30 protein-coding genes and 1 pseudogene are annotated in these 26356 nt (G+C 34.5%); 21 read left to right on the forward strand and 10 right to left on the reverse strand.

The genetic code is table 11. The features are described from left to right. Positions 1 to 46 precede the first annotated feature (46 nt). Positions 47 to 1222, forward strand: a complete 1176-nt coding sequence (locus DET63_RS25805; protein ID WP_113938265.1) for an MFS transporter — start codon at positions 47 to 49, stop codon at positions 1220 to 1222. Between the two features lie 185 nt (positions 1223 to 1407). On the opposite strand, the gene DET63_RS25810 is transcribed toward DET63_RS25805, so the two are convergent. Both DET63_RS25810 and DET63_RS25815 read right to left on the reverse strand, forming a co-directional pair. Then, positions 1408 to 1632, reverse strand: a complete 225-nt coding sequence (locus DET63_RS25810; RefSeq protein ID WP_002064959.1) for a hypothetical protein — start codon at positions 1630 to 1632, stop codon at positions 1408 to 1410. Between the two features lie 84 nt (positions 1633 to 1716). Beyond that, a complete protein-coding gene (locus tag DET63_RS25815) occupies positions 1717 to 2064 on the reverse strand; it encodes a DUF4257 domain-containing protein (protein WP_000426320.1) in 348 nt (115 codons plus the stop codon). A 196-nt stretch (positions 2065 to 2260) separates the two neighbouring features. On the opposite strand from DET63_RS25815, the gene DET63_RS25820 reads away from it, so the two are divergent. The 6 genes and pseudogenes from DET63_RS25820 (at position 2261) to DET63_RS25840 (ending at position 7319) form a co-directional block, all read left to right on the forward strand. Continuing rightward, entirely contained in the window at positions 2261 to 2788 is a 528-nt protein-coding gene (locus DET63_RS25820; RefSeq protein WP_113938266.1) for a DinB family protein, read from the forward strand. Positions 2789 to 2970: 182 nt separating this feature from the next. Beyond that, positions 2971 to 4020, forward strand: coding sequence for a ribosome small subunit-dependent GTPase A (gene rsgA, locus DET63_RS25825; protein WP_113938267.1), 1050 nt, complete (start codon positions 2971 to 2973; stop codon positions 4018 to 4020). A gap of 355 nt (positions 4021 to 4375) precedes the next feature. Next, a pseudogene (locus tag DET63_RS31145) lies at positions 4376 to 5272 on the forward strand (HAMP domain-containing protein); the annotation flags it as partial. A gap of 123 nt (positions 5273 to 5395) precedes the next feature. Further along, positions 5396 to 6214 (forward strand): methyl-accepting chemotaxis protein, encoded by an 819-nt coding sequence (locus tag DET63_RS31150; protein WP_431168351.1) that lies wholly within the window; start codon positions 5396 to 5398, stop codon positions 6212 to 6214. A 164-nt stretch (positions 6215 to 6378) separates the two neighbouring features. Continuing rightward, positions 6379 to 6684, forward strand: coding sequence for a hypothetical protein (locus DET63_RS25835; RefSeq protein ID WP_113938269.1), 306 nt, complete (start codon positions 6379 to 6381; stop codon positions 6682 to 6684). A gap of 266 nt (positions 6685 to 6950) precedes the next feature. Beyond that, positions 6951 to 7319 carry a DUF3979 family protein gene (locus DET63_RS25840; protein ID WP_002086098.1) on the forward strand — a complete coding sequence of 123 codons (369 nt, stop codon included), beginning with the start codon at positions 6951 to 6953 and terminating at the stop codon, positions 7317 to 7319. A 33-nt stretch (positions 7320 to 7352) separates the two neighbouring features. Here the strand turns inward: DET63_RS25840 and DET63_RS25845 are convergent, their stop codons facing one another. Next, the gene (locus DET63_RS25845) at positions 7353 to 8393 is read right to left on the reverse strand and encodes a YkvI family membrane protein (protein ID WP_002031445.1); all 1041 of its coding nucleotides are present in this window, start codon (positions 8391 to 8393) and stop codon (positions 7353 to 7355) included. A gap of 235 nt (positions 8394 to 8628) precedes the next feature. On the opposite strand from DET63_RS25845, the gene DET63_RS25850 reads away from it, so the two are divergent. The 3 genes from DET63_RS25850 (at position 8629) to DET63_RS25860 (ending at position 10838) form a co-directional block, all read left to right on the forward strand. After that, on the forward strand, positions 8629 to 9072 hold the full coding sequence (locus DET63_RS25850; protein ID WP_002135813.1) for a Dps family protein: 444 nt from the start codon (positions 8629 to 8631) through the stop codon (positions 9070 to 9072). 108 nt (positions 9073 to 9180) lie between these two features. Further along, complete coding sequence (locus DET63_RS25855; protein WP_002135815.1) at positions 9181 to 9636, forward strand: DUF3939 domain-containing protein; 456 nt, start codon at positions 9181 to 9183, stop codon at positions 9634 to 9636. 260 nt (positions 9637 to 9896) lie between these two features. Next, positions 9897 to 10838, forward strand: coding sequence for an alpha/beta hydrolase (locus tag DET63_RS25860; RefSeq protein ID WP_113938270.1), 942 nt, complete (start codon positions 9897 to 9899; stop codon positions 10836 to 10838). 52 nt (positions 10839 to 10890) lie between these two features. On the opposite strand, the gene DET63_RS25865 is transcribed toward DET63_RS25860, so the two are convergent. Beyond that, positions 10891 to 11892, reverse strand: a complete 1002-nt coding sequence (locus tag DET63_RS25865; protein ID WP_113938271.1) for an LLM class flavin-dependent oxidoreductase — start codon at positions 11890 to 11892, stop codon at positions 10891 to 10893. A gap of 104 nt (positions 11893 to 11996) precedes the next feature. Next, positions 11997 to 12188: a DUF3896 family protein gene (locus DET63_RS25870; RefSeq protein ID WP_113938272.1), complete on the reverse strand. Its 192-nt coding sequence runs from the start codon at positions 12186 to 12188 to the stop codon at positions 11997 to 11999. Between the two features lie 187 nt (positions 12189 to 12375). Between DET63_RS25870 and DET63_RS25875 the strand changes: the two genes are divergently transcribed. Both DET63_RS25875 and DET63_RS25880 read left to right on the forward strand, forming a co-directional pair. Beyond that, positions 12376 to 13848, forward strand: coding sequence for a flavin monoamine oxidase family protein (locus tag DET63_RS25875; RefSeq protein WP_113938273.1), 1473 nt, complete (start codon positions 12376 to 12378; stop codon positions 13846 to 13848). Between the two features lie 75 nt (positions 13849 to 13923). Beyond that, positions 13924 to 14508: a GNAT family N-acetyltransferase gene (locus DET63_RS25880; protein WP_002126982.1), complete on the forward strand. Its 585-nt coding sequence runs from the start codon at positions 13924 to 13926 to the stop codon at positions 14506 to 14508. A gap of 24 nt (positions 14509 to 14532) precedes the next feature. Here the strand turns inward: DET63_RS25880 and DET63_RS25885 are convergent, their stop codons facing one another. Next, the gene (locus DET63_RS25885; protein WP_113938274.1) at positions 14533 to 15435 is read right to left on the reverse strand and encodes an aldo/keto reductase; all 903 of its coding nucleotides are present in this window, start codon (positions 15433 to 15435) and stop codon (positions 14533 to 14535) included. Between the two features lie 165 nt (positions 15436 to 15600). Between DET63_RS25885 and DET63_RS25890 the strand changes: the two genes are divergently transcribed. Continuing rightward, positions 15601 to 16551 carry a CobW family GTP-binding protein gene (locus tag DET63_RS25890; protein ID WP_113938275.1) on the forward strand — a complete coding sequence of 317 codons (951 nt, stop codon included), beginning with the start codon at positions 15601 to 15603 and terminating at the stop codon, positions 16549 to 16551. A gap of 137 nt (positions 16552 to 16688) precedes the next feature. On the opposite strand, the gene DET63_RS25895 is transcribed toward DET63_RS25890, so the two are convergent. Both DET63_RS25895 and DET63_RS25900 read right to left on the reverse strand, forming a co-directional pair. Continuing rightward, positions 16689 to 17159, reverse strand: coding sequence for a GNAT family N-acetyltransferase (locus DET63_RS25895; protein WP_113938276.1), 471 nt, complete (start codon positions 17157 to 17159; stop codon positions 16689 to 16691). A gap of 138 nt (positions 17160 to 17297) precedes the next feature. After that, a complete protein-coding gene (locus DET63_RS25900; RefSeq protein ID WP_113938277.1) occupies positions 17298 to 18248 on the reverse strand; it encodes a metal ABC transporter substrate-binding protein in 951 nt (316 codons plus the stop codon). A gap of 197 nt (positions 18249 to 18445) precedes the next feature. Here DET63_RS25900 and DET63_RS25905 point away from each other — a divergent pair, with 197 nt between their 5' ends. Both DET63_RS25905 and DET63_RS25910 read left to right on the forward strand, forming a co-directional pair. Next, positions 18446 to 18670, forward strand: a complete 225-nt coding sequence (locus DET63_RS25905; protein ID WP_002012427.1) for a hypothetical protein — start codon at positions 18446 to 18448, stop codon at positions 18668 to 18670. Between the two features lie 116 nt (positions 18671 to 18786). Next, on the forward strand, positions 18787 to 19446 hold the full coding sequence (locus tag DET63_RS25910; protein ID WP_002031464.1) for an oxidoreductase: 660 nt from the start codon (positions 18787 to 18789) through the stop codon (positions 19444 to 19446). 29 nt (positions 19447 to 19475) lie between these two features. Here the strand turns inward: DET63_RS25910 and namA are convergent, their stop codons facing one another. Continuing rightward, positions 19476 to 20513, reverse strand: a complete 1038-nt coding sequence (gene namA, locus DET63_RS25915) for an NADPH dehydrogenase NamA (protein WP_113938278.1) — start codon at positions 20511 to 20513, stop codon at positions 19476 to 19478. Between the two features lie 133 nt (positions 20514 to 20646). Between namA and DET63_RS25920 the strand changes: the two genes are divergently transcribed. The 6 genes from DET63_RS25920 (at position 20647) to DET63_RS25945 (ending at position 25661) form a co-directional block, all read left to right on the forward strand. Beyond that, a complete protein-coding gene (locus DET63_RS25920) occupies positions 20647 to 21105 on the forward strand; it encodes a methylated-DNA--[protein]-cysteine S-methyltransferase (protein WP_002086069.1) in 459 nt (152 codons plus the stop codon). Positions 21106 to 21270: 165 nt separating this feature from the next. Beyond that, positions 21271 to 22269, forward strand: a complete 999-nt coding sequence (locus tag DET63_RS25925; protein ID WP_113938279.1) for a DUF2628 domain-containing protein — start codon at positions 21271 to 21273, stop codon at positions 22267 to 22269. 71 nt (positions 22270 to 22340) lie between these two features. Beyond that, on the forward strand, positions 22341 to 24002 hold the full coding sequence (locus DET63_RS25930) for a peptide ABC transporter substrate-binding protein (RefSeq protein ID WP_113938280.1): 1662 nt from the start codon (positions 22341 to 22343) through the stop codon (positions 24000 to 24002). Positions 24003 to 24060: 58 nt separating this feature from the next. Beyond that, entirely contained in the window at positions 24061 to 24477 is a 417-nt protein-coding gene (gene fosB / locus DET63_RS25935) for a FosBx1 family fosfomycin resistance bacillithiol transferase (protein ID WP_113938281.1), read from the forward strand. Between the two features lie 12 nt (positions 24478 to 24489). Further along, complete coding sequence (locus DET63_RS25940) at positions 24490 to 25032, forward strand: short-chain dehydrogenase (RefSeq protein ID WP_002064997.1); 543 nt, start codon at positions 24490 to 24492, stop codon at positions 25030 to 25032. A 17-nt stretch (positions 25033 to 25049) separates the two neighbouring features. Then, on the forward strand, positions 25050 to 25661 hold the full coding sequence (locus tag DET63_RS25945) for a phosphoserine phosphatase 1 (protein WP_113938282.1): 612 nt from the start codon (positions 25050 to 25052) through the stop codon (positions 25659 to 25661). A gap of 46 nt (positions 25662 to 25707) precedes the next feature. On the opposite strand, the gene exsB is transcribed toward DET63_RS25945, so the two are convergent. Beyond that, positions 25708 to 26304, reverse strand: a complete 597-nt coding sequence (gene exsB / locus DET63_RS25950) for an exosporium protein ExsB (protein ID WP_113938283.1) — start codon at positions 26302 to 26304, stop codon at positions 25708 to 25710. Positions 26305 to 26356: the final 52 nt, after the last annotated feature.

The raw sequence follows: 26356 nt of genomic DNA on the forward strand, positions 1-26356 counted from the left end.
AAAAGAGGGATAGGGCCCTCTTTTTATATAAAAGGAGAAGGTTTAAATGAAAAGAGTGCTAGCTGTATTCTTTACGATAATGTTTATGATTGGTACAGATACTTTCTTAATTTCACCACTTTTGCCGACATTACAACAGGTGTATCATGTATCAACTGAATTATCAGGATGGATGGTGAGTTCATATGCTTTAGGATACGCTGGATTTGCGCTTATCGCTGGTCCTATATCAGATGGCTTAAACAGAAAAAAAGTGATGGTATTAGGAATGAGTTTTTTTGCATTAAGTACATTTTTGTGTGGAATGGCACCGAGTTTTTTATGGATGCTAACATTTAGATTTTTAGCAGGTGTAAGTGCAGCTTTTGTATCTCCACAAGTATGGGCATCTATTCCGCTCCTTATAGAGAAGAAGCAAATTGTAAAAGCAATTGGAATTGCAACAGCAGGGTTATCAATCTCCCAAATTTTAGGCCTGCCAATTGGAGCATATTTAGCAACGATACATTATACAACACCATTCTTCGTCATTGGTATATTATCAGCACTACTTGTCGTTCTTATTTATGTAGTATTACCAGAAATACAACCGGTTCATATAGGTGGAAGTAAAACAAACATCTTAAAGCGCTATAAACAATTACTTACAGATTCAAAGGTTTCACTTTCTTATTTTGCATATTTTGTTTTTCAAACTGGTAATTTTGCTGCATTTTCATTTTTTGGTGTATGGCTTTCCATTCAATTTGGCTTACAAGTCCATGAAATAGGAACAGCTATGCTCGTATTAGGGTTAGGAAATTTAACAGGGAATATTTTTGGCCCAAGAATCGTAAATAAAATTGGTTATAACCTTTCTTTCTATGGTGGAATTGTATTTACAGCTGTGCTATATGTATTACTTCCTCATGTAAAGAACATTATATTTGTGGAGTTATTATTCTTTGTTTTATTTTTTGTGACAGGAATTTTGTTTGTATTGATGATGGGGCGCTTACAAAATATGTCTAGTATAGCAAGAGGAACAGGAGCCGCTCTTGCTAATGCTTCTATGTATATTGGCCAAATGATTGGAGCGGCAATAGCAGGAATGTTATTTGCAGCATCTCACAATTTTATACTTGTAGGTAGTTTTACTGCGTTACTATATATAGGAGCTTTATTTTTGTTTAGAAAAAGTGAAAAGCTTAGTGAAGATAGTGAAACAGGAATTGCATCATAAAGCCTTTAAAAATAAATCGGGGAAATCCAAAAAAATAAAAAATCCCTAAAGAGATAGGGATTTATATATCGGCATATAGTTCCTTGGAAAAGGATATACTTAGTTTAACATATAGGACTACTTATATTTGTGAAATAGATGTGAAAGTAATGTGAAAAATGCCGTAATAAAAAGCACTGTTTTAGCTAAAACAGTGCTTTTCTCTTTGATTGAACAGTTGCTGCATTTTCATCATGTATGCCTGCATCATTAATAATTCGTTGTTTTGCTTTATTTAATAGATGGTTTACTGCTTCACCAAAATAGTTAGCTTCGCTTTTTGTGCGGGCTTCTCGTAAACATTTATAGTTTTCTAGCAGTTTCTCTTTTTCGGTGTTTGTTAAGAAATCTTCTATTTTCTTTTTTGTCATACGAAACACCCTTTCTTCTGACAAACGACACAATAGAAAATATTTATTTTTTATTATAACAATAATTTTTAGAGAAAGTATAGACTAACGTCGTAATAGTTTGTCAATTTCTTGGATTTTCTCATCAGCTTTTCCAATTTGCGTATTTTTAGCCTGTTCACCACCAAGAGCTTGGTGAAGTAAAAACGTTTGACCGGAAATAGCGGTCACAATGGAGACTTTTATAATTTCTTTTATTAAGGTGACATCGAATAAAACGAGTCCAAGAAGTGCGGCGAGGCTACCTGTAAAAATATCAGTTAAAAATCCAAAATGAAAAAAAGTTTTTAAACGGCGTGGAAGCAATAACTTGCCTTGGTTATTGATCAGATGGGAAACGAAGCCAGTAATGCCACCAACGAGAACAGCGGTTAGCCATTGATACATTTCCATCGAATCCACTCCTTTTAGTGAATAAGATTCGATAATTTTATATTGATTCCTTTTAATATTTCATATAAGCATATTGAGAAAGTTTGTTTAGGTTTATTCCGTATTCAATTTAATTATAACAGAAAAATCTGATATATTTCAGTCTATTATATGAAGCGGTTATTCCTTAATATGAATGTAGAAAGGGGGGCGTGATATGAATATAGATTATCGAATAAGAAGTGTAGATGGTTATACAAAAAATATAGGGGAATTAGTAAGCATGCTGGAACATACGAGGGCTGTAACATTACAGGAAATAAACGATCTATCAGTTGAGCAATTAGATTTAATTATGCCGAGTGGAGGGAATTCCATCGGAGCGTTACTAAAGCATATAGTAGCTATTGAAAAAGCACATCAGCTTATTTCATTTCAAAAGCGTGACTTTACAAAAGAAGAATTAGAAATATGGGAAGATGCACTGTATTTAGGGGAAGCTGGGAAATCTATTCGTGGCTATGACATACCGTATTATGTACAACTTTTGCAAAAAGTGAGAGAAGAAACACTAAAGTGTTTGAGTGAACAGGATGACGAATGGCTAATGTCAGAAAGAAAGTGGCCTAACGGTGTAGCGTATAACCAGCACTATCTTTGGTTTCATGTGATAGAAGATGAAATTAGTCATCGTGGACAAATTAGAATGCTAAAAAATAAGTTATTTGAAAATTACGTTAAATAAGGTAGCTTTTTAATGGGATATTCCATATAATGAGAGTAATTAAAATTAGAACGGGGTGATGTATTATGGCGAAATTAACTTATATGAATAATAAACCAAATACAAAGGTGGACGGAAAGGGCGATACTCTATAAGTGAGCGCACAATCCTTCCACTAAGTTCAAACTAGGGAGGATATCAATTTGGATCAAAATATTTTAGAATCTTTCGGATGGGATTCTTTTTTTGAAGAACAAGCTGTAGAGAACTATGAAGTAGGGCGTATTTTACTTGAGCATAAGCATATATATCGGATTATTTGTAATGATGGTGAATATGTAGCGGAACTGTCTGGGAAGTTTCGTCATGAAGCGTTAACGAAGGGAGATTATCCGGCAGTTGGGGATTGGGTGTATATAAAGAAAATAGAAAATGAGAAAAAGGCAATTATTCACCGTATTTTTCCGAGAAGAAGTTCTTTTTCAAGACAAGAAGCTGGTAACAGAACTGAAGAACAAATTATCGCAACAAATGTAGATTATCTATTTTTAGTGAATGCACTTAACCATGATTTCAACGTAAGAAGGATGGAACGTTATTTGCTGGTGGCTTATGAGAGCGGTGCAATGCCTGTTATTGTTTTAACGAAGAGTAGTTTATGTGAAGATGTGGAACAGAAAATTGCAGAAACTGAAGCGGTAGCAATCGGTGTTCCTATATTTGTTGTTGATAGCTTAGTGTACATCGGAATAGAATTATTGCAACAATTTGTTTCACCAGGAAAAACAATTGCTTTAGTTGGATCTTCAGGTGCAGGGAAATCTACTTTATTAAATGCATTAATAGGAACAGATGTAGCAAAAACCGGAGATATACGTGAAGAAGATAGTAAAGGAAGGCATACGACAACTCACCGTGAATTGTTCCAATTACCGAGTGGCGGTTTAGTAATTGATACGCCTGGTATGAGGGAACTTCAGCTTTGGGAAGGAAGCACGGCAATTCAAACTACATTTTCCGATATTGAAGATCTTGCAAATACTTGCCGCTTTCGAGATTGTAAACATGAAGGTGAACCAGGATGTGCAGTGCGAAGTGCTATAGATAACGGAACTATACCCGTAGAGCGCTTACTAAGCTATAAAAAACTGCAAAGAGAATTGGCATATGTTATGAGAAAACAAAACATTACTCTGGCAAGAGCGGAACGAGATAGATGGAAAAAGGTTTCTAAACAACATAAAAAAATGTAAAAAACCAAAGGGCTTGTTCCTTTGGTTTTTTATATTTGTAAATTTTATAATAATGTTATTCGTATATATAGACAAAAGAAATTAATTTGTTTAAACTTTACAAAGTGTTCATCAAAACAAGTTATAAAAATAGAAACTAAGGAATGGGATATATTCAAAATTAGCTCTATTTAATCTTTAAAGCTTAATATTGAAATGCAGGAGGTTTATAATGAGTAAACTAGTAAGTTGGTTTAGAGATATGAAAGTAGCAAAAAAGCTATTAATTTCCTTTTTTGTTATATTAATTGCGGCAGTTTCTATTATTGGGGGCATGTCGTATCAAACAGCTAAAAAGAATTTTGAATCACAAATTATGAGTAGCGCTCAGGATAATATAAAAATATTGGATAATTTAATCAATCAAATGATTGAAGCGAAATTCAACGATGTAAATAATTTTGCACGAGTGATTCATAGTGATATGTATCAAGGGGATAATCAGGATGAGCTAAGAAAAACATTATCCCAATATATTAGTTTGAACAAAGATGTAGAACAAGTATATGTTGCTGGAAACGATAAAAAATTTGTACAAGAACCCAATATACAAATGGCAGCAGATTATGATCCAACAGCGCGTTCTTGGTATAAAGATGCAGTGAATAAGCAAGGTGGAATTGTTGTCACTGAACCATATAAGGCACAAGGGAATGGACATATTGTCGTAACAATCGCAAAACAAACTGAAGATAAAAATGGTGTTATTGCGGTAGATTTAAGCTTAGATAATTTATTAAAAACAACAAAGTTAATCAATATTGGTAAAAAAGGCTATGCTTTCATTTTAGATGGAAAACAAAAAATAATTGCTCACCCTCAAGAAAAATCGGGTGACAAGGCAGATGATTCTTGGGGAAAGAAAATATACGAAGATAACCATGGCACTTTTTCATACACTTATGGTGGTAGTGAAAAGAAAATGATATTCGCGACAAATTTAAAAACAGGTTGGAAAATTGCAGGGACGATATATTCAAATGAAATAGTTGAAGCTGCTCAACCTGTATTTTATAATATGTTAATTGTAATGTTTATTTCATTAGTTGTAGGTGGAGTGCTTATTTATTTCGTGACACTTTCTATTACCAAACCTTTAAAGAGACTAGTTGTCACTTCTAAAGAAATAAGCGAAGGGGACTTAACTCAAACGATTCAAATACATTCAAATGATGAAATTGGACAACTTGCGAAAGGTTTTAATGAGATGACTCATTCACTACGTACATTAATTGGAAGAATTAATACTTCAGCAGGGCATGTTGCAGCTGCATCTGAAGAGTTAACAGCAAGTGTGAGACAAGCGAGTGAAGCGACTGAACAAATTACATCAGCAATGGATGAAATATCAAGTGGTGCAACGACGCAAACAGCAAGCGTAGAAAATGGTGCTATGTTACTGTTTGATGTAACAGAAGGGATTCAGCATGTAGCAAATAGCTCATCATCTATTAATACTGCTTCTGCTCACACTCGCGAAAAAGCAGAAGATGGTGGAAAGCTAGTTGGAAAAACAGTAAATCAAATGCAATCTATTGCGGAATCTGTTTCACAGTCAGATGCTGTTATTCAGTTGTTGAATAACAAATCAAAGCAAATTGGTGATATTTTAGAAGTTATTCAAAATATTGCAGATCAGACAAATCTTCTAGCTTTAAATGCAGCAATTGAGGCTGCAAGAGCTGGTGAGCATGGAAGAGGCTTTGCAATTGTTGCTGATGAAGTACGAAAATTAGCAGAGCAATCTAGTGTATCATCAAGTGAAATTAGTAAATTAATTTGTGAAATACAAGATGATATGAGTAAGACAGTAAAATCTATGAATAATGTAAATGAAGAAGTGCAATCTGGACTTGTTATTGCAAATGAAACGAAACAAAATTTCACTGAAATTTTACAATCTACAAATGAAATTGCTGACCAAATTAAAACGATGGTTGAAACGGCTAATGGGATGTCAAAAGGTGCAAATGAAGTATCTATTTCGGTTGGTCAAATTGCTATGACGGCACAAAATAATGCGACGAGTACACAAAGTGTTGCAGCGTCAGCTGAGGAGCAGTTAGCTTCCATGGAGGAAATTGGTTCTGCAGCTGGTACACTATCTCAAATGGCTGAAGAGTTACAAGTATTAATTGAAAGATTTAAAGTATAAAAAGGGGAGGCTGTCTCAAAATAGCATTAGTGCTATTAGAGACAGTCTTTTAGCTGATAAACGGATTAGAGGTTCAATGCATTTAATGTTTGTCGAAAAATAGAGGAATTTGTTAAGCGGGTGTATAATTAATATAATATATACTACGTTTAAAGGAGATCAGTATGGGAGTGTATTGGGGAACGAAAAGATATTCTTGGCTTAGCTATGTCTCGTTTTGGTTAAGCATTTTATTCTTTGTTGCTTTTTTAATTGAAGTGTTTGTATTTAAAACACTTTCAAATAGCTCATTACAAATCGTTAAATACTTTTATTTTATATTTGTTCCATTAAATATCATTCTTAGTTTAAGGTTATTATTTAAGAATAATGAAAAGAAAATATTACCGATTTTTAGTTTAATTGTATCACTATTATTTGCAAGTTTAATTATAGTGTTAGCATTAGCAGCTACAGGGAAAATCTTATGAGGAGAGTGATATAAATTACTCTTCTTTTTTGTGGTTTTTTAAGAGTTATAAGTAGTGTGTAGGAAATAAGGAAAGTGATAAGTTATCAGTAAGGGAACATACTAGTGAATAGAGAGTGAACTGAAAATACTATATGTTTTGTATGTGTTTATAAAGCAAATGAATGCGGTAAGATTTGTGATATATGGTACAATAAACATGGATAGTGATAGAGATAAAGGGTATATAAAATACTCATCGTTTTTTAGTAAGAGAGGGGTTATCTTATGCTATACGAGGATTTGATGACATTATTCCAAGCTGCTCCAATAGAATTAGATAGAGGCGGCTGGAAATATATAATCCAGGAACAAAATGATAATTATGAAATTGTTGATGAAATGTTAAAAAAGCAAATGAATGTTGAATTGTATTTTAATGAGTATGATGAGGTGAAAATCACTTTATATAAAGATGGAAGCCCTATTACTACTATGCAAAGAATTGCTATTTCAAAAGTTGAGTTGGATGAAGAGGAAGACGGCATTCAATTCGTATTGGAACGCATGCCAAGTCGAATGATTCGTTTGCAATTAAAGCCATATCTTGCAGTAGAAATGGGGCCGTACTGGGAAGTATGTGAAGACTGTGAATGAAGATGAAAAACATCCGTATACACGGATGTTTTTTTATGTTTTTTGAAGTTGTTTAAAGGCAATAATCGGTAGTAAAATGATGCTCACCCAACCGATAATAGGGTATAGAATATGAAGTAATTCACTATATCCAATGAAACTAAAGCAATAACTAATTAGTAATATGAAGTAAATAATGTTATTACTTTTCCATCCGGTAATGGATTGCATTTGTTTTGTCATTCCGAATATATTCCCAACTAATGTTGTGAATACTTCACCAAAAATGATAAGAACAAAGAAAAAATGGAAAGTTGCATTAAACCTTCTTACAACTTCAGCCATTGGGATGTTATATTGATAAAATTGTTCAACTGATAATATTGCTAAATGGCTACATAATAAAATAAAGCAAAGCCCCGCGCCGCCTAAAATACCACCCCATAAAATAGCTTTTCGATCTTTTACTTCACTGGCCAATGGGACGAGAACACTTTGGGCGAGAGACAGATTTAATGCAACATATGTAATAGGGCTAGTAATCCATTTCATATTCCAACTTTCTGTAGGAACGGTGTCAATAATAGGAGTTGTACCATGAATAAAGGTTGTAATAGCAAGTCCGATAATAAAAATCATCATAATAGGTACGACAAGTGTATTCACTTCAAAAACACCTTGTAATCCCCGGCTCCCAATAATGAGGCAGGCGATGACTGTGATGAAAATACCAAGTTGTCTCGGGAGACGAAGTTGTTCTTCAAATACTGCCCCGGCTCCTGATAACATAACGCTAGTTACGCCAAATAATACGAGTAATAATAAAGTATTTACGACATTTCCAAATACATCCCCAAATAAATATTTATTAAATTCTTGCGCTGAAAATGCCCCGATTTGTGATGAAAGTAACATCATTTTTGTACCGAGCCAAATAAAAAAAAATCCACTTATACATATGCCAATGGTTCCGTACAATCCGTTAACTGTAAAAAATTCAACAATTTCTCGCCCAGTAGCAAATCCAGCTCCAACGACCGTTCCGATATAAGTAGCAGCGACTTTCTTTGCTACTTGCCATTGTTGATTGTCCATGTTATCCCTCTTTCTTCTATGATGAGCTTGACTTACTATTATGCATATGTGTGAGCTTGGACAATTAGACATATGAAGTAGTTGAAAGGATACATGAATTATATGATATTAGGGAAATATTAAGGTTGTTAAAACTTTGTTACATATAAGCTGTTCATTCAAAAGAATAGGGAATGTATGGTAAAATGAAGTTAGGTCATTAAAAGATAGTAACATGATAAGAGGAGTGGATTGTATGAGTACGAAAACGAATGTTGTTGAAGTATTAAACAAGCAGGTAGCAAACTGGAATGTATTATATGTCAAACTGCATAATTATCATTGGTATGTGACAGGACCGCACTTCTTTACATTACATGAGAAATTTGAAGAGTTTTATAATGAAGCGGGAACATACATTGATGAATTAGCAGAGCGTATTTTAGCGTTAGAAGGAAAACCGTTAGCGACAATGAAAGAGTATTTAGCAACTTCAACTGTAGTCGAAGGGACAAGCAAAGAGTCTGCAGAAGAAATGGTGCAAATTTTAGTAAACGATTTTTCTGCACTTATCCAAGAATTAAAAGAAGGTATGGAAGTAGCTGATGAAGCTGGTGATGAAACATCGGCTGATATGCTATTAGCAATTCATACGACATTAGAACAACATGTATGGATGTTAAGTGCATTCTTAAAATAAACATAAATGGATTAAAGAAAAACTCTATTGAAAAATTCTTTCAATAGAGTTTTTTGTAATTTTTCAGTTTTCTTTTATGCTATAATATAGTAAAAAGGAGGAGATGCGATGTTTCGCTTTTTCAGAACTGGAAAAGAAGAGCGGGAAATTACGAAAGACGAATTAGAGCAAGCAATGGCTAAGTTTCTAGAAACAAATGCTAATATCGTTTATACAGTCTTAGTAAATGATGATTACACAGTAAATTATGATTTGTTAAAGCCCTATTTACCTGCATTTCCAACAAATTGTTTTCTGATAACGAAGGAAACGCTGGAGGTATTTGAGCATACAGAAGAAAATTTAAACCTAGTTAAAGAAATTGATATCGTACAAAAGGCCGTAGATCAATATGTAACAGAAAAAGAAATGTTCCCAATTGTTGAAGATAGCGAAGATCAGCTCATATGCGGAGTGAAACTAGGACCATATTTAAATCGTATATTAAAAAGAGACTTATATATTTCAGAAAAGCATTATTTAGTTTCAAGTAAACCAGATAAGAAAAAAAAGAATAGTGGATAGATGTTATGAGAACAACAATAATATATTGTTGTCTTTTTTTGTTGTTAAAAAATTGATTTTTCAGTCTATTTAATTTTATACTACAACTAGTGGATAGGAAGGAGTGGTGTATTATGCGTATACATATATTAATTATTAAATATCATTCTGAGAATCAGGTATTGTTAAGTTGAATTGTAGAATTTACTTATACCGTGACCCTAGAATGCTAGGAGTGTTGGAGAAATAATTATTATAAAAGGTTACGGGGGAATTTCTATATGAAAAATAGTATGACTTATATTAAGTTATTAAATGAAACGTTACATTGTTATGCAAATAAAGGAAGTTTTGAAGCGTATTCTTATATAATGAATAATGCTAAAGATGTAATGGGTAATGAAGCGCAAATATATAATTTTAAATATGCATTAGCAAGTGCAGCAGGACTTGAAGAAGAAGCGTTGCATTTAATGAAGAAAGCAATTATAGAAAATGGATTTTGGTACGGAAGTGAGTATTTAATTTCCGATGATGATTTAAAATCACTACATAAATTTGAAGAGTTTCATAGAATGGTTCAATTATGTAAAGAAAGAGAAGAATTAGCAAAGAAATCGGAACAAGCAGACGTGAAATATAAATACAGCAAACAAAATGAAAATCTACTAATAACACTGCATGGGGATCAAGAAAATATACAAATAATAGAACCATATTGGAACTCTGTAATGGAACAAGGTTTTATGCTAGCATTGCCTCAATCTTCCCAAATTCAATTTTCAGATGGATATGTTTGGGATAATATCGAAAGAAGAAGAGAAGAGTTAAAAGGACATTACAATAAGATTAAAGTGAATAAAACATTTGGGAATATTATTATTGGTGGCTTTTCTGCTGGGGCAAGAGTAGCGTTACATTCCATGTTACAAGGTGAAATAGAAGTGAACGGTTTTATTTTTGTGGCACCGTGGCTCCCGGAAATGGAAGAATGGGAAGAAATGATTGGAATATTGCATGATAAAAGCATAAAAGGATATATAATATGTGGGGATCAAGATGAAGATTGTTTTGAAGGTACACAGCAATTTGTAAAGTTATTAAAGGATAAAAATATAGAGCATAAGTATAAAGTTGTGCCTAACTTAAATCATGATTATCCTCATAATTTTGATGAGTTATTAAAAGAAGCTATTGAATATATAGGAAGCAAAAATAATTGATTAGTAGTAAGAAAAGGAGATGCATCATATGTGATGCATCTCCTTTTCGTTATTATAAATTAAAAGCATCTGCCAATAGGCGATAAGAGTTTAATTTATGTTCAAATTGATGAGTAATCGTGACAATCATAAATTCGTCAGTATTATACGCTTTGCTTAAGTTTAATATTTTTTCTTTCACAGAAGACGGATCACCGACAATCATACGTTGACGATTTTCTTTTATGCGGAATAGATCATAAGCACTATACGAATAATTTTGAGCAGTTTCAATAGAAGGAGTACCAGTAGTCCGTTTTCCTTGTTCTAATAGTAAAATCGATAAATCAAGGCTTGATGCAATCTTCTCCGCTTCTTCATTTGTTTCTCCGCAAATAACAAAAATAGATACGATTGATTTTGGTTTATCACCTAAATAGGAAGGTTGGAATTGTTCTTGGTAAGCCTTCATTACTTCAGGGCCACCGTATCCGTTAATGAACTGTGCAAATGCAAAAGAAGCGCCTTGCTTTGCGGCAATTATTGCACTTTCTCCGCTAGAACCGAGCATCCACATTTCAGGAGATGTTGGGATAACTGGAGTAGCCTTTAAGTTTGCATAATGATGGTTTTCTGGTACTTGATCATGTAAGTACATAGCAACATCTGCAATTTGTTCTGGATATTGATCAAGTGAGACCATTTTACCTTCTTGAAGTGCGCGAGTTGCTATCGGCATACCACCAGGCGCTCTCCCGACACCAAGGTCGATGCGGCCCCTATAAAGTGCTTCTAAAACGCGGAAATTCTCGGCAACTTTATATGGACTATAATGTGGCAGCATAACACCACCAGAACCAACTCTAATACGATCAGTTTTCGCGGCAATATGTGAAATGAGTATTTCTGGACTTGAACCAGCTAAGCTAACTGAATTATGGTGCTCGGATACCCAAAAACGTGTGAATCCGAGTTTCTCAACTTCTTGTGCAAGCGCAACTGTATGCGAAATAGCTTGGGCTGCTGTGCTACCATCTGAAATAGGTGATTGGTCTAATACACTTAATTTGATCATAGAATATACCTCTCAATCTTAATGTACATCCTATTATATATTTACTTACGAAAAATGCGTAGTGAAATGCTCACACAAAAAAGAGGGGGATATTATATCCGCTTTTAACGAGAAAACCCTCGTTCATAATGATTCATTTCGACTAAGTTTAATATATATTCGTAGTTATCAATTTCTAGATGTATTTGCTTGCGTTCTTCTTCAGTTAGTTTAACGCTAGTGAGTTTTTTACATAACTGCTGTTTCTTTAATTCTAAATGTTTTTTTGTAGCCTGATAATCGTAAGTACGTTTCATGTGTATCCACCCTTTCCATACAGTTACTATCTGTATGTTTATAATATGAAGCATGTGGAAGGGGGAGAGCTGCACCTTATGTATTTTTAGTGAATTTTCAAATTGTGGTGGTGTTATGTTTAAGTGAATTTATGAATAAAATGCACTAAACCACTAATTTGTATTTCATGAAGTAAGGGGTGGGATTGTGCAGAAAGATATAATGTTTAACAATGAGATGGATGAAACGTTAAAAGTTATAAATAAGGGATTGAAGAAGACGACACGTCCGAAACAAATCATTGTAGTAGGGGCTGGTATGGCTGGATTAGTTTCGGCATCTTTATTAAAAGCAGCAGGTCATGAAGTGAAGGTTTTTGAAGCGAACAACCGTGTAGGTGGCCGTATAGAGACAGTTAGAATGGAAGATACCGGATTATATTTAGATGTTGGAGCAATGAGAATTCCGTATTCGCATACATTAACGATGGCATATATAAGAAAGTTTGGGCTACAGGTGAGCCCTTTTATTAATAGGAATGAGACAGATATTATCTACGTAAATGGTCGGAAAACGACATTAAAACAATACGAAAAAGATCCAAGTATTTTAAGATATCCTGTGGAAATGAATGAAGTTGGGAAAACGTCTGAGGAACTATTAATGTTAGCGGTACAGCCCATTATAAATTTTATAAAAAAGAACCCAGAGAAAAATTGGGATATTGTAGTAAAGGATTTTGGGAGATATTCTACAGGTCAATTTTTAAAATATCATCCTTATCAATATAATACGTATTTTTCGCCAGTAACGATTGAGATGATAGGTGTTCTATTAGATTTAGAAGGTTTTTTAGAAAGGTCATTTGTTGAGACGTTACGTTTTTTATATATTATGCAAGAGGAGAGCGGATTTTGCGAAATAATAGGTGGGAATGATAGATTACCAAAGTCTTTTTTACCACAATTAGAAGAAAATATTATATATAATCAAAAATTAATGAAGCTTCATCAACAAGCCAATAGTGTAACAGCCTATTACCGGAACGAGGAAACTTTTGAATATAGTAGTATTACAGGGGATTTAGTTATTGTTACAATTCCTTTTTCAACAATGCGATTTGTAGAAGTAGATCCATTTGATTCGATATCTCATGCGAAGTGGAAAACAATTCGCGAATTGCATTATATGCCGGCTACAAAAATAGGGATTCAATTTAAAAGTCGTTTTTGGGAGGAACAAGGGCAATTAGGTGGGAGAATTATAACAGATCTTCCTATACGTTATGCGTATTATCCAAGTCATGGAATCGGTTCAAAAGGACCAGCCATTATGCTAGGGAGTTATACATGGTCATACGATGCATTACTATGGGATGGTTTATCAAAAGGGGATCGTATCTATTACACATTACAAAATTTAGCAACAATATTAGGTGGTCAAGTATATGATGAGTTCATGTCTGGAATATCAAAGAGTTGGACATTAGATCCATATGCGCTTGGAGGGTTTGCACTATTTCAAGCTGGTCAAGAATCTGAATTACAGCCAGTCATTGTAAAACCTGAGGGGAGAATATACTTTGCCGGAGATCATACAACGCTGTATCACGGATGGATTCAAGGTGCGATTGAATCCGGAGTGCGTGTGGCGATGGAAGTGAATGATCAAAAAGTTTAAAATTCAGAAATTTCTTTACTGTATAACTTGAGATGGATATTATTATATATAAAAGAATTATAGGGAGTGTTTACAGTGAATCCGTTATTATTCGATTTTCCTTCTGAATTTTATACTGACAGGCTTTTTATTCGAATGCCAAAACCAGGTGATGGTAAAGTTGTATATGACGCAATTCAAGCTTCAATACAAGAATTAAAACCTTGGATGGTCTTTGCACAAAAAGAGCAAACAGAGGAAGAAATAGAAGAGAGTATTAGAAAATCGCATATTCAATTTTTGCAGCGTGAAGATTTGAGATTACTAGTTTTTTCGAACGAAACAGGTGAATTTATTGCATCTGCCGGATTACATCGTATTAATTGGGATATACCTCAATTTGAAATCGGGTATTGGATTGATTCAAGGTTTAGTGGAAAGGGCTATATGGTAGAAGCTGCAAAAGGTATAACAGATTATGCTTTCACTGAATTGAAAGCAAACCGCGTAGAAATTCGTTGTGATTCTCTAAATAAGAAGAGTAGAGCGATACCTGAGAAATTAGGATTTAAATTAGAGGGTACTTTAGAAAGCGCGAGTGTTGCGGTGGATGGAAATGGATTAAGGGATATGTGTGTATTTGCAATGACGAGAAATACATATGAAAAAGAAGAGCTGTAAAGAAACAGCTCTTCTTTTTGTTTATTATGGTACAGGATGTCCATTAGAGCTTTCGAAAATTGTAAACCATTGTTGGCGGTCTAAATTAACTTTTGTTGCCATTGCAGCCGTTTTTACTCGATCTAATTTACCAGAGCCAACGATTGGCATCATGTTAGCTGGATGAGCGAGTAACCATGCATACATAACAGTATCGATGCTAGTAACACCTAGTTCAGTAGCAACTTTTTGTAAAGTTTCACGTACACGTACGGCGCGTTCTGATTGACCAGTAAAGATTTCACCACCAGCAAGAGGTGACCAAATCATTGGATTAATTCGTTTTTCTTGGCATAAATCAATCGTACCTTTTTCAAAATGCTCCATTTGCATCGCAGAAACTTCAATTTGATTTGTAATGAGCGGGAAATCTAAATACGAACTTAACATATTAAATTGTGAAGGTAAAAAGTTAGATACACCGAAGTGGCGAACTTTGCCTTCTTGCTTTAAGCGTGAGAACGCTTCTGCCACTTCAGTTGGATCCATAAATGGATCTGGACGATGGATGAGTAATACATCAATATAATCTGTATGTAAGTTTTGTAATGAATCTTCCGCGCTTTTTATTATATGTTCAGCACTCGTATTGTAGTGAGCAACATATCGCTCTGGAAATTTAGGTGATGGGGGAGCGATTCCACATTTAGTGATGATTTGCATATTTTCGCGTAAGGAAGGCTTTAATTGTAACGCTTCTCCAAACAATCCTTCACACGTATACCCACCATAAATATCAGCGTGATCGAAAGTAGTAATCCCCAAATCCATACAGTCTTCAATAAAAGAAAGTAACTCTTGCTTTGTCATATTCCATTCTGCTAAACGCCAGAACCCTTGAATAATACGAGAAAATTCTAGTGTTTCGGCCATTTGAACTCGTTCCATTATAAGTACCCCCTTGATGAATGATAATATTTTTGAAAAGGCTTTCTTGCTACATATTATTATATAGTTACCCGGTTGTACATACAATAAATATGTTTTGCTACAAAAACGTTTTTCTCTATATGCTATAATGTAGAAACATATAGCTATAAGGAGATGTAAGGAATGATTCCAGTAACAATACTAACTGGTTTTCTTGGATCAGGGAAAACGACATTATTAAATCGAATTTTATCAGAGGATCACGGCAAGAAATTAGCAGTGATTGTAAATGAAATAGGGCAAATTGGTATCGATAATCAATTAATTATGAACGTTGAAGAAGAAATTATGGAAATGACAAACGGTTGTTTATGCTGTACTGTGCGTGAAGATTTACTTGTTGCTTTAAAACAATTACTGGATGTGAAAGCAGAAGGGAAAATGGACTTTGATGGATTAGTAATTGAAACAACAGGTCTTGCAAATCCAGGTCCGATTATTCAAACTTTCTTTTTAGATCCAGTTATTCAATCTGCATACCAAATTAACGGTGTTGTAACAGTTGTAGATAGCTATCATATACATAAACATTTTGAAAAGGGACTAGAAGCAAAAGAACAAATTGCATTTGCTGATGTTGTGTTAGTTAATAAATTAGATTTAATTGAAGAAAATGAGAAAGAAAATCTCTTGCATGAACTTCAAGGAATTAACCCGACTGCAAAGTTAATCGAGGCGACTAACTGTGAGGTAGATATTCCATCGTTATTACAAATTCAAACGTTTAAAACGAAAGATACGCTGCAAATTTACCCTCATACAGAACGTAACCATCTAGAAGGTGTAAAATCGTTTGTACTACGTGAAGAACGTCCGTTAGATTTACAAAAATTGAATGAGTGGATGTCAGCTGTCGTTCAAGAACTAGGGGAGCATTTATATCGCTACAAAGGAATTTTATCTATTGATGGAGTAGATAAACGTATTGTTTTCCAAGGTGTGCATACGTTATTTGCTGCTTCGTACGATAGAGAGTGGCAAGAGGGCGAAGAGCGAGTAAGCGAAGTAGTTTTCATCGGAAGAGATATTAATAAAGAATGGTTCCAAGAACATTTTGAAGAATGTGTGAAATAAGTCTGCGTAAATCGCAGGCTTATTTTTTATGAGCATTTTAATGAGATAATACTAGATTACAAAAATGAAGTATATAAGGAAAAGAAACTAAAAATAGAAAACATAACATTGATAAATGCATAATAAAAAGCCTGTTTTCACAGGCTTGTATTTTCATCTATAAGTAATTCCATTACAACACCTACAACTGGACCTTCGTCATCAATATCCCCATTTAAACGGAAGCCAAATGACTCATATAGTCCCATTGCGTGTTTGTTGTCAGGATGTAAACTTAAATAAATTATTTTACATTCAAATTTTTGTTGCAAGAATTGAATTAGTAAGCGAAGGAAACGTTTTGCGTATCCTTTTCCTTGAAATTGTTGGTCAATCATAAAACGATCTAACCATACGCTTTCATGTTTTTGGGAATACCATCCATACATTGCGTATCCAACGAGTGTTTCTTTGTCATATAAGCCTACTGACGTTCCGTTTTCTTCATATAATGATTCTGCTAAGGAAAACGCATTACTTTCAATAAATTGCTGCTGGTCTTTTGTTACGCTTAAGGCAGCTACTGAACGCCAATTTGCTGCTGTTACTTCACAAATGTGAAGATTCATAGTTCCAACTCACCTTCTAAATTAGTATAGCTTACAAGCTAATATGGATAATTCTACTTGTTATTTCGATCAAGTCAAGGATAAATACATAAAAAGGCAGCTGAATGACATATTCAGCTGCCTAGAAAATATAGTTGATTAGCTTGTTGCTTCTTTTAAAGTATTTACGTTTTCTTCCATTAATGTGAAGTAATCTTTATTGTTCTTTGCATCATCCTCAGAAATAGTAGCAAGGTGATTTAAGCGTAAAATTTTTGTACCTGTTTCTTTTTGAATAACTGATGCTACTTTTGGAGTAGAGAATGTTTCAAATAAAATATATTGTAGACCGTGCTCTTTTACTGTTTTTGTAATGTCAGCAAGCTGTTTTTGAGATGGTTCATCAGATGCTGAAATTCCAGCGATTGGAATTTGTTTCAAACCGTATCGTTGTTCCCAGTAGCCGTAAGCTGCGTGTGAAACTAATATTTCTTTCGTTTTTGCATTTGCAACAACTGCTTTAAATTGATCATCTAAATCAGTAAATTTTGTTTGTAGTGCCGCGAAGTTTTTTTCGAACTCTTTTTTATGTTCAGGCTGTAATTCTACAAGTGCATTTTTAATTTTTTCTGCTTGTTTCATCGCAAGAGTAGGATCTATCCAAACGTGTGGGTCTTTATCGTGATGATGTTCATCTTCTTTATGAACGTCTCCATGATCGTGCTGCTCTTCTTCAGATGAAGCACGAAGTTCGATATCTTTAGATGCATTTACAATTTTTACGTTTTCTTTTTTTAATGATTTTTCCATTTTTTCGGCAAATGGTTCTAATTCTGCGCCGTTATAAACAAATAAATCGGCTTTCGCCACTTGTACAGTCTGTTTTTGACTTGGTTCAAATGTATGAGAATCCGCACCAGGTGGGTAAATTGTTTCTACATTTACATAATCACCACCGATTTTTTTTGTAAAGTCAGCGAGTGGGAAAATGGTTGTATAAACAGAAAGTTTCCCATCTTTTTTCGCCGCACCTTCTTTGTTGTTAGAACATCCAGCAAAGATGAGTGTGAAAATAAGTATAAATGAAAATAGAGCTAATTTTTTAGGCATATAATTCTCCTCTTTTCTTTTTTACAATTATATTTTCTCCAAATATAAGAAGAAAATATCGTTTTAACACAAAACGGAATAATTACGTTTTAGGTTGCGAACCTAGTATAATACATCTTTATGAAAGTTGCAATAAATAATAATCATTACGATTTGTTTTTGTTATAAATTTGTCAAAAAGAAAGGTATTAATTTTTATGATTGGTGCATATGTGACAATGTTACTTTCATATATTGGGAGGGAGCAGAAAAAAGGGGATGAGCGCTTGGGTTACTTCATGGAAGCTATCTTATTAATACTTGCGGTTGTTTTGCCATTATCTTTTGTTTTAATTTTTTTAAGAAGACTAATAAGTAATTTAGGGGATGCTACAACAATTACAAAATTGCCAGCGGAAGAAAAAGAAGAGAAAAAAGAGTAAGTAAAGCACTATGCGTACGCATAGTGCTTTACTTATGGTAAAATGGGAGAACGGAAACTCCTGTTAGCGACGATTAGCTATAGGAGAGAATAGTAAATAAAGAGGTATACACATATATGAATAAGCGAACAGCGTTAGTACTTGGCGCAAGTGGGCTAGTTGGACAAGAAATAACACGACTATTACTTGACTCAGATTACTACGATTCGGTTACTATTTTTGTAAGAGAACCATTACAATTACAGCATGAGAAATTGCAACAGAAACAGGTGGATTTTTCAGTATTAGAGGAATACAAAGAATTTTTTGCAGTAGATGATGTTTTTAGTTGCTTAGGAACAACGATAAAAAAAGCGAAGTCGAAGTCGAATTTTAAAAAAGTAGATTATGAATATACATTACGAGCTGCCTGCTTAGCTGAAAAACAAGGTGTGCAAAATTTTCTTGTTATTTCATCAATGGGAGCAAAACCTAAATCATTTTTCTTTTACTCGCAAGTGAAGGGGAAAATGGAAGAGGAGCTGAAAAAGCTAGTTATTGGTGGCATACATATTTTCAGGCCGTCATTATTAGTTGGAAATCGACAAGAATATCGTTTTGGGGAAAGAATGGCTGAGAAATTATCTCGTATTCTTCCGTTTATATTTAAAGGGGCTTTTAAAAAGTATAAACCAATTTCAGCTAAAGATGTGGCGAAAGGAATGTATATAACAGCGCTACGTGAAGAATCTGGTATTCATATTTATAGTTCAAACGATATTATAGAAATAAAATAAGTAAAACCGAGAAGAATAATTTCTCGGTTTTACTTATTAGTTTTAATTTTCCCGGGTGCTCGTCGGTACTGATATGGTTCTTTTAATTCAAAGCCAAGTTCATTGGCAGCTATTCTTGGGAAGTATGGATTACGAAGTAACTCGCGTCCGATAAAAATTAAATCTGCTTCGCTATTATTTAAAATTTGCTCTGCTTGTGATCCGGTTGTAATTAATCCTACCGCACCAGTCGCGATGTCAACATGCTCCTTAATATGTTTAGCATATTGTACTTGGTAACCAGGATACACATCAATATGTGCAGGTACAACAGCACCAGAACTACAATCGATTAAATCTACCCCTTGTTCTTTCATCCATCCTGTATACTGCACATAATCTTGAACCGTTAACCCGTCAGGATGATAATCATTTGCTGAAATACGAACAAATAACGGTCCGTTCCAAACTTCATTTACAGCATCGATGATTTCGCGTAAGAAACGATAGCGATTTTCAGGTGAGCCCCCGTATTCATCAGTCCGCTTATTGGAAAGCGGAGAAAGAAATTCATTAATAAGATAACCGTGAGCACCATGTAATTCAATAACGTCAACCCCCGCTCGTTTAGAGCGTAAAGCTGCTTTTTGAAAAGCAGAAACAGTTTCTTTAATTTGCTTTTTATTCATTTCTACTGGTATTTTCATTCTATCGTTAAACGGAATTGCTGAGGGAGCGAAAGCATCTGTTTCTAATTCAGCCTTTCTTCCGGCGTGAGCGAGTTGAATGGCTGCTTTTGCACCGTTATTATGTATAAATGTTGTCGTTTTATGTAAGCCTTCAATTAGAGTGTCATCCCAAATGCCTAAGTCTTTGCTAGAAATTCGTCCTTCAGGTAACACAGCTGTTGCTTCAATCATAACTAAACCTACTTGGCCAGCAGCCCTGGTTCCATAATGGACGAGATGAAAATTAGTTATTTGGCCGTCCTCATTTTCTGATGAATACATGCACATAGGTGACATAATGATACGGTTTTTTAGCGTAACGTCCTTAATTGTATAAGGTGAAAAGAGTTGAAACTCCATCAAATATCCCCCTTGATTGAATTTTCTTACATTATATCATCCTCTTTTTTGTTTCCCTAATAAAACGCTTATACGAAAAATTTCGTCTATTCGTGTTACAATAAATAATATGTAATGAATTGGAGGATGACATATGTACCAGGCTTATTATGATAGTGAATTAGGTTTGTTAGAAATTACAGCGAACGAAGAAGGAATTACGTCTGTTATATTTGTTGAAGATAGAAAAGAAGAACATAAAAATGAACTTGTTGAACAATGTATAAATGAATTAGATGAATACTTTGAAGGAAAAAGAAAAGAGTTTACAGTTCCATTGTCTGCTGAAGGAACACCATTCCAAAAGAATGTATGGGATGCACTTTACACTGTTCCGTATGGCGTAAGTGCTTCATATTTAGATATTGCGGAGAAGGTTGGGAATACGAAAGCTGTACGAGCGATAGGAGGGGCAAATAGCCGGAATCCAATTTCAATTATCGTTCCATGCCATCGTGTAATAGGAAAGAGTGGAAAACTTGTTGGGTATGCGGGTGGTTTATGGAGGAAAGAGTGGTTATTGAAACATGAAGGTATTTTAAATAAATCGTAAGAAACAACCTTTGGAACGAGGGAGTTAGCTCGGCTGTCCTAAGACAAATTCGTTAGCTATCAAAAGTAACGATGAACCGAGAAGCCCCCACTTCGGGGTAAGCTCGTAAGAGATACTAAGTGGTGGGTAGTTCACAATGAAGTATGGATGGAAAGAGGGATTGTTTTGAAATGTATAAATTGTGGGCGACCTTGTATTAATGATCAGCTGAATTGTGCAAATTGTCAACGAAACCTGCATAATGAACAAGGTGAAGAAAGCTCGCTAATAGACAAAGAATTAGAAGTATATGTAGGGAGACAATATCCATATTACAAAAGAAAATGGGAGCTTGAGAATAAGCGAATTGCTAGGTGGAGCTGGAATGGTCTGGCTGCTATTTTTAATGTAGGTTGGCTTGGATATCGCAAGTATTACGTACCTGCTGCTTTATTTATACTGTTATTAGTAGCATGTGATGCATTTTCTTATTATATGGGGTTCAACGTAGCGTTGCCAATCGTTAATATGGTGCCTCTTACGTTTTTATTACTCATTTTCATTCTATTTGGGATGGGGATTTTTGCAAATGGATTATATTATCAATTTGCAGAAAGGCGTATATATCGAATAAAAGCACGGGGAATTAAAGATGAATCGGTTGAAAATTATCTCATCCGTGATAGTGGTGGAACGAGTAAAATGGGAGCAACAATCGTTACTATTTTAGCAGTTGCTAGTATTTTTTTCAGTCATTTCTTTTTTCCGACTGATCGAGATATTATACAAAAAGTACGTACAAGTTCGCTTTATGAATATCCGTTCTTTTCGATTGGTGAATCGTTTGAAAGCTATTTTCAAAATTCAGGGTGGATATATTATCGTGGTTCGGAAGGTATGGAATTAGTAGAATTTCAAGGATACAGCCCAGGGATGCCAAGACAAAAAGTTACAATTCAATTTATTGTTGATTATAAATTGAGTGAAATTGAGCCATATTCCCTTACGATTAATGGTGAATCTAAAAATGAAGAAGAGTTTTTGAAGATGATGGAAGAAATATTCAAGGTTCAAAATCCGTTTGAAATAGAGGATGGATTGCAAGTAAATGCTATTCAACAAAGCGGAGGGAAAGCAATTTCTGACCGCTTTTTTTCTTTTTATGAAAATAAATATTTAAAATAATCAGAATTTTTTGTATAATAAAATATATTATACAAGTTTTAACTTATACATATAGATTGGGGGAAGGAAGAATGAAGAGAAAGGTAACAACGATTGCTGCAGTTGCATTATCGGCTAGTGTATTGGTTGCAGGTTGCGGAAATGGGGAGAAGGCATCTACAACGAAGAAAGAAGCAGGTAAGGGAGTAGCGGATAAGCAAGTATTAAACTTACTAGAAACAGCTGAAATTCCTTCAATGGATACATCTAAATCAACAGATTCTGTATCTTTCCGTGTATTTGTAAATGCAATGGAAGGATTATATCGTCTAGATAAAGATAATAAACCAACTCCAGGTATGGCCAAAGACGTGAAGATTAGTGAAGATAAAAAGACATATACATTTGAATTACGTGATGCAAAATGGTCAAATGGTGATCCAGTTCGAGCGCAAGATTTTGTATATGCATGGCAACGTACATTAGATAAAGCAATAGCAGCAGAATATGCATTTATTTTATTTGATGTGAAAAATGCACAGAAAGTAAATAAAGGAGAAGTACCGTCGGATCAATTAGGTGTTAAAGCGAAGGATGATAAAACGTTGGTAGTAGAATTAGAGCAACCAGCACCTTATTTCCTTGAGCTTACTTCGTTCCCTACATTCTTCCCATTAAATGAAAAGTATGTAAAAGGACAAGGGGATAAATACGGATTAGAAGCAGATAAATTATTGTACAATGGACCATTTACAATGAGTGAATGGAAACATGAACAAAGTTACCAGTTAAAGAAAAACCCAAATTATTGGGATAAAGATACTGTAAAATTACAAGAAATTAATGTGGGTATAGTAAAAGAGACAAGTACTGGGGTAAATTTATATGATAGTGATCAAGCAGATCGTGTCATTTTAAGTTCTGAGTTTGTAGACAAATATAAAAAGAATAAACCAGATGAATTTAAAACGAAGCTAGACCCACGTATGTATTTCCTACGTTTTAATCAAAAAAATGCAACGTTTAAAAATCAAAAGGTTCGTGAGGCGATTGATTTAGCGTACGATAAAAAAGGAATTGCGGATGTAATTTTGAATGATGGATCATTGCCAGCGTATTTCTTAGTACCTGAAAAGTTTACGACAGGACCAGATGGAAAAGACTTCCGTACTGTAAATAAAAATTTCCGTGACAGTAAAGATAATGCTGCGAAAGCAAAAAAACTGTGGGAAGAAGCGAAGAAAGAACTTGGTCAAGATACAATTACAGTAGAATTACTAAATGATGATAACGGTAGTCGTAAAAAAGTGGGCGACTTTATTAAAGAAGAATTAGAGAAAAACTTACCTGGTATTAAAGTGAATTTGAAGCAACAACCATATAAGCAGAAGTTAGATTTAGAAAAGAAATTTGAATATGAATTCTCATTATCTGCATGGAGCCCAGATTATCCAGACCCAATGACATATATTGATATGTTCGTTACTGGAAGCTCATTTAATGAAATGGATTATTCAAATCCGAAGTACGATGATTTAGTAGCAAAATCAAAAGGAGAACTACTAAAAGATGACGCAGCACGCTGGAAAGCACTTGCAGAAGCTGAAAAAATCTTAATTGGTCAAGATGCTGCAATCTCACCTACGTATCAGCAAAGTACGGCTTATTTAGAGAAGACATATGTAAAAGGTATCGCTAACCATACGTTTGGTGGAGACTTCAGTTATAAATGGGCATATATTACAAAGAAATAGTATAATAAAAGATGAGTGAATTTTCACTCATCTTTTATTTGTATAGGAGGAATTAGAGTTGTTAAAGGGAATCAATCATCTTTGTTTTTCAGTGTCCAATTTAGAAAACTCTATTACATTTTACGAGAAAGTATTGGAAGGAGAATTATTAGTCAAGGGGAGAAAACTTGCATATTTTAATATATGTGGAGTATGGATAGCGCTTAATGAAGAAACACATATTCCGAGAAATGAGATTCATCAATCTTATACGCATATTGCGTTTTCTGTTGAACAAGAAGACTTTGAACGCTTACTGCAGCGATTAGAAGAAAATAAAGTTCATATTTTACAAGGAAGAGAGCGTGATGTGAGAGATTGTGAGTCTATATATTTTGTTGATCCTGATGGTCATAAATTTGAGTTTCATTCAGGGACGTTACAAGACCGTCTAAATTATTATAGAGATGAGAAACCTCATATGACATTTTACTAAGGGGGGAAGAAGTTGCATGCGCTTGTAATTGGTGGAACAGGAATGCTAAAGAAAGTTTCTATGTGGCTTTGTGATCAAGGGTTTCATGTTTCTATTATTGGACGAGATAGTACGAAATTGGAAAATGTTAAGCAAGTGAGTTCTGTACCGGGAAATATTACGTGCCTTCCTTTAGATTATCAAAATGACGATGATGTAAAGCAATCTATTACAAATACAATTGAACAAAATGGTCCAATAACATTAGTTGTTGCCTGGATACACTCTAGTGCAAAGCATGCATTACGACTCATTTGTAATGAGGTAGAATTGTCGTCGGAAAAGTACAGTTTATTTCATATATTAGGTAGTAGTGCATCACGTACGAAGTCACAAAAAATAGGCGGGGCATTATGTAGTTATTACAGAGTTATATTAGGGTTTATTTTAGAAGATACATATGCAAGGTGGCTTACTCATGAAGAGATAGCTGACGGTGTTATAAAAGGAATTGAAAGTAAATGCACAGAATGGATTGTAGGGAGAGTAGAGCCGTGGGAATTGCGGCCGAAATGATAAGGGGGAAATAGGAAATGAAGACAACAGTATATGTAACAAGGCACGGTGAGACAGAATGGAATGTAGCAAAGCGGATGCAAGGACGAAAAAATTCAGCCTTAACTGAGAATGGTATGATACAAGCGAAACAATTAGGGGAGCGTATGAAGGATTTACCTCTCCACGCCATATATAGTAGTCCAAGTGAAAGAACGATTCATACTGCCGAATTGATTAAAGGGGAACGCGATCTTCCAATTATAGAAGATGAACGTTTCTATGAAATAAACATGGGGATATGGGAAGGGCAAACAATTGCTGACTTGGAAATGCAATATCCAGAAGAAGTACATTTATTTTGGAATGAACCACATCTTTTTCAGTCAACATCAGGGGAAAACTTTGCGGCCGTTCATAAAAGAGTAATTGAAGGGATACACTTTCTTTTAGAAAAGCATAAAGGAGAAAATATTTTAATAGTTACTCATGCTGCAGCAGCGAAATTACTCGTAGGGCATTTTGCAGGTTTTGAAATTGAACATGTATGGGAAGAGCCATTTATGCATAGCGCGAGTCTTAGTGTGATTGAATTTGATGAAAACCGTGGTAAAGTAAAACAATTTGCAGATATAAGTCATTTTCAGTAAACGTAAAAAAGGTCGCAAAGCGACCTTTTTTGGTGGACATAAAAAACTAGCAATTACGTTTTTTATACCAGAAGTGATCGAATTTCTTGTTTTTGCAAGATGGGAATTTATGTCCGTCTCTGCAATCATTCCATTTGTGCCCGTCATCGTGACAGTCTTTACCATGATCACAATCATCATCGCAAGAGCTACCGTGTCCGTGAGGGAAGAATTCGCATTTTTTACAGAAACTTCGTTTTGTCCAGAAAAATTTCTTTTCAAAGCGTATGCATTTTGTAACGAACGTACAATGTTTTCTGCGAGTACGTTTTGTAACTAAAACGCATTCTTTTCTACGCGTCACTTTTGTAACGAAAGTCCATTTTTGAACACGTACACGAGTGCATTTCGTAACAAACGTCCATTTTTTAACATGAGTACATTTTGTAACGAAAGTACAATGTTTTACGCGAGTACATCTTGTTCTTGGACATTTACGCCCAGTTGTACATTTACGTCCAGTTGTACATTTACACCCAGTTGTACATTTATGATGAGAGAATTTATCATCATCGCAATCAAAAGTACTTGGATCTTGGTGTAAGAAATCCTCCATACCAGCACTTTTGATTTCTTCAACAGCTTTTCTAATATCACGTTTCATAGAAATCCTCCTTATCGAGTGTTAAATTGAAAAGGTATTCTTTTTCCTTAAC

It is taken from the genome of Bacillus sp. DB-2 (assembly GCF_003315125.1).
In the GTDB taxonomy this organism is placed as follows: Bacteria; Bacillota; Bacilli; order Bacillales; family Bacillaceae_G; genus Bacillus_A; species Bacillus_A mycoides.

Bases quoted from the DNA above. Each gene is read 5' to 3' on its own strand.
- DET63_RS25855 (WP_002135815.1), top strand. From the start codon at position 9,181: ATGTTTCGCTTTTTCAGAACTGGAAAAGAAGAGCGGGAAATTACGAAA.
- DET63_RS25910 (WP_002031464.1), top strand. From the start codon at position 18,787: ATGAATAAGCGAACAGCGTTAGTACTTGGCGCAAGTGGGCTAGTTGGA.
- DET63_RS25905 (WP_002012427.1), top strand. From the start codon at position 18,446: ATGATTGGTGCATATGTGACAATGTTACTTTCATATATTGGGAGGGAG.
- DET63_RS25885 (WP_113938274.1), bottom strand. From the start codon at position 15,435: ATGGAACGAGTTCAAATGGCCGAAACACTAGAATTTTCTCGTATTATT.
- namA (WP_113938278.1), bottom strand. From the start codon at position 20,513: ATGGAGTTTCAACTCTTTTCACCTTATACAATTAAGGACGTTACGCTA.
- DET63_RS25870 (WP_113938272.1), bottom strand. From the start codon at position 12,188: ATGAAACGTACTTACGATTATCAGGCTACAAAAAAACATTTAGAATTA.
- DET63_RS25900 (WP_113938277.1), bottom strand. From the start codon at position 18,248: ATGCCTAAAAAATTAGCTCTATTTTCATTTATACTTATTTTCACACTC.
- exsB (WP_113938283.1), bottom strand. From the start codon at position 26,304: ATGAAACGTGATATTAGAAAAGCTGTTGAAGAAATCAAAAGTGCTGGT.
- DET63_RS25815 (WP_000426320.1), bottom strand. From the start codon at position 2,064: ATGGAAATGTATCAATGGCTAACCGCTGTTCTCGTTGGTGGCATTACT.
- DET63_RS25845 (WP_002031445.1), bottom strand. From the start codon at position 8,393: ATGGACAATCAACAATGGCAAGTAGCAAAGAAAGTCGCTGCTACTTAT.
- DET63_RS25920 (WP_002086069.1), top strand. From the start codon at position 20,647: ATGTACCAGGCTTATTATGATAGTGAATTAGGTTTGTTAGAAATTACA.
- DET63_RS25805 (WP_113938265.1), top strand. From the start codon at position 47: ATGAAAAGAGTGCTAGCTGTATTCTTTACGATAATGTTTATGATTGGT.
- DET63_RS25930 (WP_113938280.1), top strand. From the start codon at position 22,341: ATGAAGAGAAAGGTAACAACGATTGCTGCAGTTGCATTATCGGCTAGT.
- DET63_RS31150 (WP_431168351.1), top strand. From the start codon at position 5,396: ATGGATGAAATATCAAGTGGTGCAACGACGCAAACAGCAAGCGTAGAA.
- DET63_RS25895 (WP_113938276.1), bottom strand. From the start codon at position 17,159: ATGAATCTTCACATTTGTGAAGTAACAGCAGCAAATTGGCGTTCAGTA.
- DET63_RS25860 (WP_113938270.1), top strand. From the start codon at position 9,897: ATGAAAAATAGTATGACTTATATTAAGTTATTAAATGAAACGTTACAT.
- DET63_RS25840 (WP_002086098.1), top strand. From the start codon at position 6,951: ATGCTATACGAGGATTTGATGACATTATTCCAAGCTGCTCCAATAGAA.
- DET63_RS25945 (WP_113938282.1), top strand. From the start codon at position 25,050: ATGAAGACAACAGTATATGTAACAAGGCACGGTGAGACAGAATGGAAT.
- DET63_RS25835 (WP_113938269.1), top strand. From the start codon at position 6,379: ATGGGAGTGTATTGGGGAACGAAAAGATATTCTTGGCTTAGCTATGTC.
- DET63_RS25865 (WP_113938271.1), bottom strand. From the start codon at position 11,892: ATGATCAAATTAAGTGTATTAGACCAATCACCTATTTCAGATGGTAGC.
- DET63_RS25810 (WP_002064959.1), bottom strand. From the start codon at position 1,632: ATGACAAAAAAGAAAATAGAAGATTTCTTAACAAACACCGAAAAAGAG.
- DET63_RS25820 (WP_113938266.1), top strand. From the start codon at position 2,261: ATGAATATAGATTATCGAATAAGAAGTGTAGATGGTTATACAAAAAAT.
- DET63_RS25850 (WP_002135813.1), top strand. From the start codon at position 8,629: ATGAGTACGAAAACGAATGTTGTTGAAGTATTAAACAAGCAGGTAGCA.
- DET63_RS25890 (WP_113938275.1), top strand. From the start codon at position 15,601: ATGATTCCAGTAACAATACTAACTGGTTTTCTTGGATCAGGGAAAACG.